Source organism: Elusimicrobiota bacterium, assembly GCA_028718185.1.
GTDB lineage: Bacteria > Elusimicrobiota > UBA8919 > UBA8919 > UBA8919 > JAQUMH01.
This window is the reverse complement of sequence record JAQUMH010000001.1, coordinates 145,626-157,844: the sequence shown is the minus strand read 5'-3', so window position 1 is coordinate 157,844 and position 12,219 is coordinate 145,626. Positions and strand designations below refer to the sequence as shown.

The 12,219-nt window shown below is 38.3% G+C and carries 12 protein-coding genes; all 12 read left to right on the top strand.

Features of this window, described 5'->3' with window-relative positions; translation table 11 throughout:
* Positions 1–356 precede the first annotated feature (356 nt).
* The 12 genes from PHE88_00830 (at position 357) to PHE88_00775 (ending at position 12,082) form a co-directional block, all read left to right on the top strand.
* On the top strand, positions 357–611 hold the full coding sequence (locus tag PHE88_00830; protein MDD5686364.1) for a hypothetical protein: 255 nt from the start codon (positions 357–359) through the stop codon (positions 609–611).
* A 54-nt stretch (positions 612–665) separates the two neighbouring features.
* Positions 666–809, top strand: coding sequence for a hypothetical protein (locus tag PHE88_00825; GenBank protein MDD5686363.1), 144 nt, complete (start codon positions 666–668; stop codon positions 807–809).
* Between the two features lie 205 nt (positions 810–1,014).
* Positions 1,015–1,200 carry a hypothetical protein gene (locus PHE88_00820; GenBank protein ID MDD5686362.1) on the top strand — a complete coding sequence of 62 codons (186 nt, stop codon included), beginning with the start codon at positions 1,015–1,017 and terminating at the stop codon, positions 1,198–1,200.
* A 724-nt stretch (positions 1,201–1,924) separates the two neighbouring features.
* On the top strand, positions 1,925–2,422 hold the full coding sequence (locus PHE88_00815) for an ORF6N domain-containing protein (GenBank protein ID MDD5686361.1): 498 nt from the start codon (positions 1,925–1,927) through the stop codon (positions 2,420–2,422).
* A gap of 344 nt (positions 2,423–2,766) precedes the next feature.
* The gene (locus PHE88_00810) at positions 2,767–6,858 is read left to right on the top strand and encodes a fibronectin type III domain-containing protein (GenBank protein MDD5686360.1); all 4,092 of its coding nucleotides are present in this window, start codon (positions 2,767–2,769) and stop codon (positions 6,856–6,858) included.
* A 224-nt stretch (positions 6,859–7,082) separates the two neighbouring features.
* Positions 7,083–7,481, top strand: a complete 399-nt coding sequence (locus PHE88_00805) for an endonuclease domain-containing protein (GenBank protein ID MDD5686359.1) — start codon at positions 7,083–7,085, stop codon at positions 7,479–7,481.
* A 71-nt stretch (positions 7,482–7,552) separates the two neighbouring features.
* Positions 7,553–9,379 (top strand): PorV/PorQ family protein, encoded by a 1,827-nt coding sequence (locus PHE88_00800; protein MDD5686358.1) that lies wholly within the window; start codon positions 7,553–7,555, stop codon positions 9,377–9,379.
* 222 nt (positions 9,380–9,601) lie between these two features.
* Positions 9,602–10,063 (top strand): transposase, encoded by a 462-nt coding sequence (locus PHE88_00795; GenBank protein MDD5686357.1) that lies wholly within the window; start codon positions 9,602–9,604, stop codon positions 10,061–10,063.
* A gap of 45 nt (positions 10,064–10,108) precedes the next feature.
* Complete coding sequence (locus PHE88_00790; GenBank protein MDD5686356.1) at positions 10,109–10,312, top strand: hypothetical protein; 204 nt, start codon at positions 10,109–10,111, stop codon at positions 10,310–10,312.
* Between the two features lie 187 nt (positions 10,313–10,499).
* Positions 10,500–10,637 (top strand): hypothetical protein, encoded by a 138-nt coding sequence (locus PHE88_00785; protein MDD5686355.1) that lies wholly within the window; start codon positions 10,500–10,502, stop codon positions 10,635–10,637.
* Positions 10,634–11,068, top strand: coding sequence for a pilus assembly protein (locus PHE88_00780; protein ID MDD5686354.1), 435 nt, complete (start codon positions 10,634–10,636; stop codon positions 11,066–11,068). Before PHE88_00785 ends, PHE88_00780 begins: the two co-directional genes overlap by 4 nt.
* A gap of 78 nt (positions 11,069–11,146) precedes the next feature.
* Positions 11,147–12,082, top strand: coding sequence for a pilus assembly protein TadG-related protein (locus PHE88_00775; GenBank protein ID MDD5686353.1), 936 nt, complete (start codon positions 11,147–11,149; stop codon positions 12,080–12,082).
* Positions 12,083–12,219 lie beyond the last annotated feature (137 nt).

The window sequence follows — 12,219 nt, the reverse complement described above, 5'->3', positions numbered from 1 at the left end:
TATTGTTGGTTTTGGTCAATGCCTCTTTGGAGGTTAAGATCATGATTAACTTTACATTTTTTATGTTTTTGATGGCGGGGACAACGCTCGCGGGGCTGTCTGGTGACAGTTTCCAAAATCAAAAGAGAAGATATGTCTTTTCAAATAGAATACCCTTTACATATGGGGTTGAGCGTGAGAGGTTCGATTCCTCTTAGCCCCGTATTTTTTTTGGAACACAACCTCGAATCGGACACTGAATCGGGGGACACAATACTAATTGTTTTGCTGTATAGCCGAAAAGGGCAACGGAACGGTGTTTGAATGTTTGACTTACAAAAGATGTGCTAGTAGATGATATTTTATATTAAACAAAAATGATAACGAAAATTAAAGCTGTTAAAATTGCGATTGGGTGTTTTAAGCCAAATAAAGATAATTTCACTGTTTATAGCAAGAAACCTAAAACATTTCATTGTTATAAATTTCGTGATAAAAATGACCCTTGCTGGTATATCGTGTATAATAAGCCGAGAAACTCTTCTTATATGATTAGAAGTAGCACTGTAATTATCATTTCTAAAAAGACAGGAAAAATCCTATTCAGGGGTTCTGCTGGTAATGAAGGCTGATTGGAAAAGGGAACAGGCTTTTTTTAAAGTGTGTAAAAATAAGGTTTGAAAATAATGAAATATCATTTCTTTTTAGATGAAACTGGTGACTTGATAAATCCTAAAGAACCTTATATTCCGTTTAATATTATAGAAGAAAAGATATATTGTGATAAAAAGGGTAAATATGACGGTTGGGGATTGAAGTTGTTCCCATAAAATAAAAAGCCCCTTTGAGAGGCCTTTTACCGACCGGGGACACCCCGATCCAAATTCTATGTTGTATTAAAAATATATTTAAGATTTTCTGTTTTTGTCTTGAGTCCCTATCTCTTTTGAGAACGCACACCATGAAGGCGACTAATCAAGACTCAAGCAATTCCACTATTAGTATAACAAAAGCATAAAATATGTCAAGTGAAAAATGAAGCAGCGGAATATTTATGAAACTATATTTCTGTCTGTTGGCGGGTTGACCCGAACCATCAAAAATATTGGTTCTGGTTTTGATAAGATGATAAACGATTGGAAATATTTTTATAAGATAGAACCCGGAATAACCGGTGATTTTGATTATTATAAGATTGTTTTTAGGTTTTTAAAAACTTGAGGTCACAAATTGTGACCTCAAATAGTTCCACAGGGACGGCGTTAACTTGGTTAACATAAAAATGAGACAGACTCTATTGTTTTAATTAAACATAAAAAAGCCGGAAGGTTTTTTTTTGTTGTGTCCCTAACCGCAGGTTAGGGATCATGTGCTCAGTCGGTGCAGTTGCTCCGACTTCCGCGCATAGACTCAGTCGGTCCGGTGGGTCCGACCTCCGTGAATAAAAAATAGATTGCTATTTAATTATATATAGGTATGATGAAGTTAGGAAATTTTCAAGCGGGCTCACTTCGTTTATAATAATGAAGTGAATTTGCTTCTCGTTAGTACATCGGGAAGTACTTTTTCTACGAATTTAAAGGTTTTAGTTAAAATTAATCTAAACCTAAATAATGTTCCTGCGTAACTTGGGACAAAATTCACCCTTCGAACAAACCCGTCGTAAATAGCTGGGGTAAACCGGCTCATTCCAAAGAAGCATTTCTGGGAAAATTGTAATAATTGTCATTGTGAAAATAGACCCTTCGCCTTCGGCTCGAGGGTGACACCAAAGAACTAAAAATATAGGGCACGTCGAGGGCGTGCAACTACATTGGTAAATAATGAATAAGAAATGTTTTTTATTTTTAGCTGTATGGCTTTTTTTATCGCCAAAAAAATATGCATAGTTATTTGTGTAAATATTGGGCAGGGAAAAGAAAAAAATTGATTGCTGGAGGGAAAAGTGAAAGATGTGGTAATTGAACAAAGCATAGAAAATAAGATTTATTTTATCAGAGGACAAAAAGTTATGATGGATAAAGATTTAGCAGAACTTTATGGGGTTACGACAGGAAATTTAAATAAAGCAGTAGATAGAAATTTAGACCGTTTCCCGGATGATTTTATGTTTCAATTAACTAAAGAAGAGTTTAAAAACTTGATATTCCATTTTGGAACATCAAGTTGGGGTGGAACTCGAAAGTTCTCTCGTGTTTTTAGTGAACAGGGTGTTGCAATGTTATCAAGTGTTCTGAGAAGTAAAAGGGCAATTCATGTCAATATACAAATTATGAGGACATTTACTAAATTAAGAGCATTAATTTCTTCCCATAAGGACTTACAAATGAAAATAGATGAAATGGAAAAGAAATACGACCGGCAATTCAGGGGGGTATTTGACGCAATAAAGGCATTATTGACACCGACAGAACCAAAGCGAAAAAAGATAGGATTTTTATGATGAGAAAAAAATATATTTTAATATATAAATAATGTAGTAGCTTGCCCTTGAGATTGTGTCATGATGTCATTGCGAGCGATAGCGAAGCAATCTCATAAAATGTAGTCCGTCGGAGACGAGATTGCCACGAGCCAATAAATTGGCTCTCGCAATGACAAATTGTAGTTTACGACACAGTCTGCTTGGCAAGCTTAATTGGGGAATGTGTTAGGGCACCGCAAGGCGGTGCGACTGCATTGATAAGGTGGGGAATATTGGGCAGCGCGAGGCGGTGTGGTTACATTGGCAAGGTGGGGAGTATTGGGCACCGCAAGGCGGTGCGGCTACAGGTTTTATATAAAACAATGAATAAAAAAATATTTTTGGTTTTGGTTGTTGGGTTTCTTTTATCGTTAAGTAATAGTGTGCTGTATTCTGTGCAAACTTTTACAGAAACATCGGATGCGGACTGGGGGGATGGGGGGTTTAATTTGGTGAGGTCTTCCGGGACGGGGGTGTTGGCAAATCTTTCTTTGGACTGGCGCGGGACAGGGAAGGATGGTTCTGTTGTTGTTGGTGTGCCGGAAAATATAAATACGGATGTACTGTCAGGCGGGAGAACTTTTCCGGATGGGGTAAACTATTCTGTTACAGGTGTCTATGTTTCATCGGTTACTTGTTCGTCTGTTCCGTTCGGGATAGTGGCGTCGGATGAGATAATCCTGATTAATTTGCAGGGGTGTACGACTGATTACGGGAATGTCGGTAATTACGAGTTTTTAAGAGTAAAGGAAGTGGATGGGAAAAATCTTATTCTTATTTCAGATATACAGAGGGTGTATGGTTCGACACATACAGATTTAAGAAGCGATTTATCTAACCAGAAAATATCAATTCAAAGAGTGCCTAACTGGAATAATGTGAATGTTAACAATGACTTTTTTTGTTCCGAGTGGGATGGTGAAAAAAGCGGTTTGGTTGTTTTCAGGGCGGCAGGCACAGTAACCATCGGGGGAAGCGGAAGTATTGATGTCAGCTGGAAAGGTTATAGGGGCGGAGGGAGTTCAGTTCCGGGTTTGTTCGGCGGGCAAAACGGGGAAAGTTTTGACGGTTATTCAGGGAAAGGCGGAGAGAGGACTCAGCTTGGGTCTTCAGGTGGTGGGACAGGGGCGGGGAATGGTTCTGCAACATTAGGCGGAAGTCGTGGTGGTGGTGGCGGCGGCGGGTATGCTGATTCAGGAGTTGACGATGGTGGCGGTGGTGGTGGTGGCGGTGGGTATGCGGGTGGTGGCGGTGGAGCCGGAGCCGGTGATGATAATGGAACTGACGGAGGAGTTGGCGGGACAGGTGGTTCGACATTAGTTTCTGCAGGGGGCGGTGGTGGTGCTAATAATGGAAGTGGTGGTAATGCTGGCTCTAAAGGTATTGGCTCAAATGGTGGTTTAGCTGGGAATGGCGCTCTTACCGGTGGCGGTGGTGGAGGTAATAGCGGTGGCATTGGAGGAGGAGGTGGAGGCGGTGGTGGGGGTTTATATGGGTCGCCGGATGTTACTAAGTTATTTTTTGGGAGTGGGGGCGGTGCCGGTAGCACAGGCGGTAGTGGAGACAACTATTCAGAAGGTGGGAGTGGCGGCGGGATTATTTTAATTTATTCTAATTCAATTTCAAATATCGGGAGTATATTATCTAACGGTGATAACGGTTCTTCTTCTTTGCTTCTAAATGCGGGTGGAGGAAGCGGTTCAGGCGGTTCAATATATTTAATTGCCGGAACAATAACAGCAGGTTCAATAAATTCAGTCGGCGGTCCGGTTTCTCCTTCTTCTTTATTTGCGGGTGGAGGCGGTGGCGGCGGGGTTGGAAGGATTCGTCTGGATTGTTCTTCACTTTCAGGTTCAACAAATCCGGCTTATTTTTCAGGAAAATTTCCTTCAGGGTTTCAGACTTACCCGTGCAGTTATAAATCCAATGTCATTGATACCGGCTCAGCCGATACGAGAATATCTACTGTAAGCTGGTCGCCTGTTTCACAAATTGCTGAAACAAGTATTTTTGTTTTATTCAGGGCGTCTAATACTTTGTTTGGAATTAATGATGAGGTTCCTGTCTGGGTTGAAGTTTCAAACAATGCAGACGTTAATTTATCAGGCAGGTATGTCCAGTATTTTGCAACGTTTACAACTTTAAATTCGTCACTGACACCGGTTATTGAGGATGTAACTATAAAATATTATCAAAAACCGGACGGGGTTAGTTGGGGAGGATTATTTGTTTCTTCGGTGACGGTTATTTGGAATGATACTACTAATAATCCGACGGGGACTAAATATACTGTTCAATTATCTACCGGAGGCGATTGGACAGGTTCAATTTATTCATCAGAAACAATAAAAGGGAATAATTCTGCAATTATAAATACACTTTTACCTAATACGACATATTACGCAAGGTTGATAGCGGGAAATATAACCGGTAATCTTGCTGTTATTAATCTTAATAGTTGGAATTCAACTTTATGCTCGGTACCAAATCCATATTTTGGCGATGTGTTTACATCAAGCATAACTGTCCGGTGGAACGAGTCTTCACCTGATAATCCGTTTAATTCAAATTATACGGTTCAGTTATCAACGGCAAATGATTTTACGGCTACAATATATTCTTCGTCAAGCATCCGAAGCGATAGTGACGGGGTAATAGTTTCGGGGTTATCGGAAGATACAACTTATTATGCAAGGGTCTCGGTAAGGAACTGGGAAGGTGCAGGTTCAACAGTTTCTGTAAGCGGTTGTAAAACTACTTTATCTAATGCAATTCAGCCGGTGTGGTCAAGTATAGGGATTTCCGGTGTAAGTATAAGTTGGGAAAAATTTACACATTCAGAACAGCCGGATATGGAATGTAAAGTAGAGTTATCCAGCGCTAATTTTGTGGAAGGGGCAAATATATATTCAAGCACGACTGTATCCGGTGTTTATACGTCAACAATTACTTCTCTAATACCTAATACGACTTATTTTGCGAGAGTTATTGTCCAAAAGTATGGAAATGTATATTCAACAACCACATTAAGCCCGGGTTGGAAATCGACTTTATGTTCGGCACCAAACCCGTACTGGAGTGATGTATTTACAACCAGTATAACAGTGAGGTGGAAAGAATCGGTACCTGATAATCCGTCTGACACAAATTATACGGTTCAGTTATCAACGACAGCCGGTTTTACAACTGCATTATATTCTTCATCAAGCATACGTAGCGATAGTGACGGGGTAACAGTTTCCGGGCTGCCGGATAACACGACTTATTATGGCAGGATATTGGCAAGGAACTGGGATAATATTGATACGATAGTAAATGTTTTTGAAACAGTAACATCTACTTCTATTCCGCCGGCTATAATAGGAAATCTTACTGCGATTGATAAGCCAAGCGATGCCGGAGGTTGTGTTGTTGTCAGTTGGGTATATACCGAGCCGGCTAATGTTTCATCCTACCTGATATACTATGCGTTTAATATATTTTCAGATACTAAATCTGCGATTGGTGTTGTAAAGGACATACCGAAAGGGACAAAAACTTATGAATTGACAGGTCTTAGTGCAGATACCAAATATTATGTTTGCGTGATTGCAAAGGATAATACGGGAAATATGTTATATGAGAATTTAATATCTACGGGTCCTGTCTGGGCTGCTAATAATAAAGTAGGTAGTAATGGCGACTGGACTATCGAGGCGGGATTTAACAGTGAGGTAAAAGTGAAAGTAACGCCGAATACTAATGTTGATAAAATGATAAATATTATTAAGGTTGACCCTGCAAAAAAAACAGTAGTAGATACAGCAGATATTTATGCGAAGAGGGAGTATGTTATTAATAATACAATATTTGATAATTTAAATGACACTGCGTGTGAATTTAAGATATCGGATGGTAGTGCATTATTATCCCCGGTACAAATTGTACTATCGTATAAAGGTGTTGATGTAAGGTCGGATTTAGAGGATGCGTTAAGGATATTTCATCTTAATGAAGTTAGAGCAAGATGGGAAATTGTCGGGGGAGCCCAGCAATTGGATAAAATTGCCAAAACTGTAACTGCAACTGTAAGTTCGTTTAGTGTTTACCGGATATTTGCGAAATCATCTGCCAAAGACCTGTCGGAAGTTTTTGTATATCCGAACCCGTATAAAGAAGGTGATTCGAGGTATGGCGGTGTTGAAGGTAAAAATATTGTGTTCAAAAGATTAACTGCAAAAGCAAACATAAAGATATTTAATATAGCCGGTGAGCTGGTTTTTGAAGGAAATAAAGACAGTGTAATTGAAGATGAATACAAATGGGAAACGGTCAATAACGGCGGTGAAAAGGTTGCCAGGGGAATGTACATCTATCTGGTTACAAATCCAGAGAATGGAAAGAAGGTTAGGGGAAGGTTGGGAATAATACGCTAGCAAACAAATTTTCTTGAGTCGCTCGGCACCAACTCGCTCTGAGATTTGCTCTCGAAAGCGTAGTCGCAAATCTAGGCTCTGCGAAAATTTTTTGCTAGCTTTACGATTAGAAGGGGAAAAGGCGTTCTTAAGTTCTGATGTTCGCGTGTTCTAATGGTCTGATGTCTAATGTTCTTAAAAAGATTTCCTCTCCCCGCAGGGGAGAGGATGAAAGGTGAGGGGGGATGAAGCGAAATAATATAGGTAAATGTAGAAATCTTAGAAAAAATCAGACTGATGCTGAACGTAAACTTTGGTTTATTTTACGCAATCGCAGTTTATCTGGAGTAAAATTCAGAAGACAATTTTCTATTGGCAGGTATATATTAGATTTTTATTCTCCTGTATATAAACTCGGTATTGAAGCCGATGGTGGACAACATTATGAGGATGAAGGTAAAAAACGAGATGAATTGAGAACTAAAGAATTATCGAAGTTTGGAGTAGAGATATTAAGATTTAGTGACCGTGATATATTGTGTGATATTGAGGCAGTTTATGAAGTAATTAAAAATACGATAGAGAATAAAAAGAACTACCCCTCACCTCTTTCCTCTCCCCACAGGGGAGAGGATGAAAGATGATCAAAGTTGATGATTTCCTCTACCCATTGGGGAGAGGATTAAAGGTGAGGGGGGACTAAATAACAATACAAATGAAACGATATTTATATAATTTTTTGAGTTTTATTGTTTTATTTAATACTTCTTACCTATTTGCGGGTGGTGAGGGGACAGCTACTGCTTCATTTTTAAAGATTGGGATGAGTGCTAAAAATGTGGGGATGGGTGAGACGGATACGGTTAATAACGATATTGATAGCATATATTGGAATCCGGCGGGATTGGCTAATTTATCTGTAAAGCAAGCGTCTTTTATGTATACGAAATGGATTGAAACAATGGGATTTGGGAATATTTCTTATGCTCAGCCTACCGCGCATGGTGCGTTTGCGTTTTCTTCTGCGTATTTTACTATGGGGTCGGTAGATAAGTATAACAATGTTATGGATAAGGTTGGCAGTTATAACGCTTCGGATACGCTTGTTGTTTTTTCTTTTGCCAGGAGTCTGAATAAATTAAGAATCGGCAGTAACTTGAAATATATTATTGATAGGATAGATAATAATTCGGCATCGGCTTCTGCAATAGATTTGGGAAGTCAGTTAATAATCGGAAAATGCCAGATAGAAACATCAATACAGAATATCGGTACAAAAATAAAAGGTGACCCGCTTCCGTTAAATTTTAAAGCAGGAATTTCGTATTTAATGGTTTTTTCATCTGATAATCAATTTACCGGGGCTCTTGATATAAACAAGTCAATCGACAGTGATGCCAGGATGAATATCGGAGGTGAATATTCTGCCGGAATTGTGAGCGATATGTTGATTGCTTTAAGGTTGGGTTACATTACGGGCAGGAAGGAGCTGGGCAATTCAGCCGGTTTAACTGCCGGGATTGGTTTTAAAGTTGGTTCATATGTCTTGGATTATGCTTATGTTCCTTTCGGTGATTTAGGTAATACCCATAGAATAGGGTTGAAATATTTATTTGCTGAGCGGATGGTTAATGTTAAAAATATTAAAATAAGGGATGAAGACAAAAAAGATAAAAATAAAATTGTCGAGCAGATAAAGGTTATATGTGATGAGTTGAAATCTGCTTACAAAGAAGCAAAAAGTTTTTACAGGAAAAAATGGTACCTTAAAGCAAGAGATAAGTTTGAATGGCTGGTTAGTGAGGGTGAAAAACGCTATTCTGAAAACGAATTACTTAAAAATTACAGGTTTTCTGAAACACCGGTTTATGAAGATGCAATTGAGTTTATAAATAATATGGATAAGGAAATGAAAGAGTTTGCATTATTGACAACAGATATTAACCTGGAAAAACTGGAATATACCAGAGGGTATATTTACAAGAAAGACGGAAATTATGAAGAAGCGGAAAAATCGTTCAGGAGGATAATCAGCATTAATCCGAATAATCTGGAAGTGGCGGAATATTTAAACAAAATTGAAGAGAAGAACAGGGAGCTGACTAACCGGAAAATAGAAGAGCTTAGAAAAAAAGGACTGGATGATTTTAACGCTGAGAAATACGATACTGCGATAGAATATTTCAAAGAGATATTAAAGTTGAATCCCGAAGACAAGGAAGCGGACGAATATATTAAAAAAGCAAAAGCAGCGATTCGTGCTAAAGAAAATGATGCTGAAAAGAAAAAGGAAAAAGAGTATCAGAAAATGGGAAAACCGGAAAAAGAAAATACGGATTCAAGTGTTCCCAAGAAAGATTATAAAAATCTCGCCGATAAACTTTATAACGAGGGTTTAAGAAAATATGCCGAAGGTCACCTGACAGAAGCGGTAATGAAATGGGAGCAGGTGTTAAGGTTAGATCCCGGGCATGAGTATGCAAAAAAGGCGTTAAAAAAAGCAAATGAAATATTGGAAAAAAGCCGGACTCAATATAAATAAAAATGGTCAATCCATGGTTGAGTATATACTGATTATTTTTTTAATTGTAATTATATCATTAGGCGCCGTCCAGTTATTCGGTAAAGCTTTAGACTTAGCCTTTTTGCAAGCAATAGATAATATAACAGTTAATATGAAATGAGTAAAAAATAAGATAGAAATTAAGAAATTTGTAGAAATTGATAGAAATTAAAAATAAATATAATGTGAAATAAAGAAAATATGTTAAACAAACGAAAAAATATCAGATTAAAAGATTATGATTATAAAACTGAAGGATGTTATTTTATAACATTATGTACAAATTATAATAAACCATATTTAGAGAATTCTCAAATTAAAAAAGTTGTAGTTGTCGAGCTTGCTCGGCTGAATAATTTGAGAGGAGTAAAATTAGATTATTACACATTAATGCCAAACCATATACATTTAATTGTAATACTTCAAGACTGTAAATACACACTTGGTGAAGTTATGAGAAAGTTTAAATCAAAAACTACTGTTTTTGTGAAAAAATATGCCAACCAAGGTTGGCAACTACAAAAACGGCTGTGGCAACCCAATTATTATGAACATATTATAAGAAATGAAAAGGCATTAGCAAAGATTAGAGAATATATTCGAAACAATCCGCTTGCAGATAATATTAAATTTGAGCAATTTTATGAAAGTTGTAGTTGCTGAGCTTGCTCGGCTAAATAATTCTTTACAAAAAGGGGGTGATGTAAATTGATTAAACGGTTTTTGAATAACAAAAAAGGTCAGGCCGCGCCACTAAACCATGGCGGGCAGGGAATGACGGAATATGTTCTAATAGTATTTCTTATTGCTATTCTTGCATATGCTGCTGTTGAGTTGTTCGGTGGAAAAATAAAAACAGCGTTTGAAACGGGAGCAAAAAAGATAGGTACAGCAACACAGTCCGGTAAATAATTAGCACGCCAAGGGCGTGCGACTACAAAAAAGGATTTGTCTTTATGTAGTCGTTTGCCCTTGGCAAACATAACAATATGCAGGAATTTTCACGTAATTTAATATGAGATTATTTAGTTTTAAAGGGCAAGCCTCGCCACTAAGTCATGGCGGGCAGGCCACACCACTAAATCATGGCGGGCAGGCGATGACGGAATATGTGCTGGTTCTTTTGCTATGTGTTATTTTGGCTTGGGTCGGAATCAGTGGTTTTCAAGCACGGCTTGTTAATGTATACGGCAAGGCATCATCTGCGAGAGCAGGTGCAGCCGGGATGGTGCCATGAAAATAAACGTTCATGCAAACAAAGGTCAGACTATTGTTGAGTTTGCTATTATTTCCGTATTATTAATTGCACTTATTTTTGGGATAATGGATATTGCGCGGTTATCGTGGACTATGTTTCACTTAAACGGTGCTGCTTTTGCTGCTGTCCGGGCTGTCTCCGTAAATAAAAGTCCGGCGATTGCAGCTAATTATGTAACTATGCGGACACTCGGTTTGCCCTGTTCTGTTACAATTAATAAAACAAATATAGCAACAAAGAGTAATTTTGCTATATATCCTTTGAGTAAGGATGATTTAAAAATTTATTCAATAAACGCTACAATATTATTTTATTATGACCCTATTTTTAAATATGGAAGTTGGAAAGCAGGTGTTCCGATAAAAGTTACATCCAGGATGCAAACAGAAATTCCAAATCCTCTACCGTAAAATATTCACGAATAAACACGAATAAGCAAAAAATCACGAATAGTTCACGAATATTTGTGATAAGTGAGGAGTATCTTAATGTCCGGAAATTTAAAAAAAGATGAGATTGCTTCACCTTTGGTTCGCAATGACAAGGAAAGTGTGGTCATTGCGAGGGGTCATAATGTGTTTGTGACGACGAAGCAATCTGATTTGGTATTTTTACATTCAAATAAAGGGCAGGTTTTGCCGCTTGTGGCTTTGGTGGTGGTTGTGCTTTCAATGTTTTCAATTCTTGTTTGGAATCTTGGTATGCTTGAGTTGAACCGGCAAAAAATGCAAACGGCTGCTGATGCTGCTGCACTTTCAGCCGTAAGATGTAGAGCTGCTTTCCTTAATAAGACATCTGAATTGAATGCAGGAACTCATTTGTATTCTATTTATATGTTCCATAATATCAAAGAAGGCGGAATGTTTAAAGGTATGATGGGTCCTTTTCAAGCACATCTTACAGCATTGAAAGCAATGAATCAGGGTGCGGGTGGAGGACCTTATCTGACAGGTTATCAGGCAGCGAAAATGAACGGGGCAGATAGCAGTATCGGGAAATTTGTTAAAGGCGGTTCCGGGACGGGGATGAAAAGCAGGAAAATGAGATTTACAATATTAAAGATGATAGGTCATATACCTGTTCCATGGCCGCCGTTTAGAAAAACGTATGATACTGCGTATTATTGCAGGATTTGGGAAAATAGTTATAGAAACGCCCAGCCGGACCAGGAAATGGAATGGGTGGCATGTAAAAACAATGAAACATATGCTTCCTCGTTAATTGGTTTACAAAAACCTGCCCAGGCAATGGCGATAGCTCAGGCGAAAGTTTGGTTAAACGTTAAGAAAGGTTCATCTTTACATAATGGCGGTTTTCCGAGAGATAGAGATGAGGGAGGTTGGGGTTGGGGAGTAGAACCTATTTGTTTCTGGCCACAGTTTGATGCCCGGTTAGTTCCGGTTCAAGGGGGGTATCAGCATTAAATAGACAGGAAGTAGGAAGTAGGGAGTAGGAAGTGGGAAAGAAATTGGAAATTAGGAAATAAGAAATGAGAAACAGGAAACGAAAAGCTTAGAGTAATAGATAACTCAGTAATTATAGTAGTCTATCTTGGTTGGTA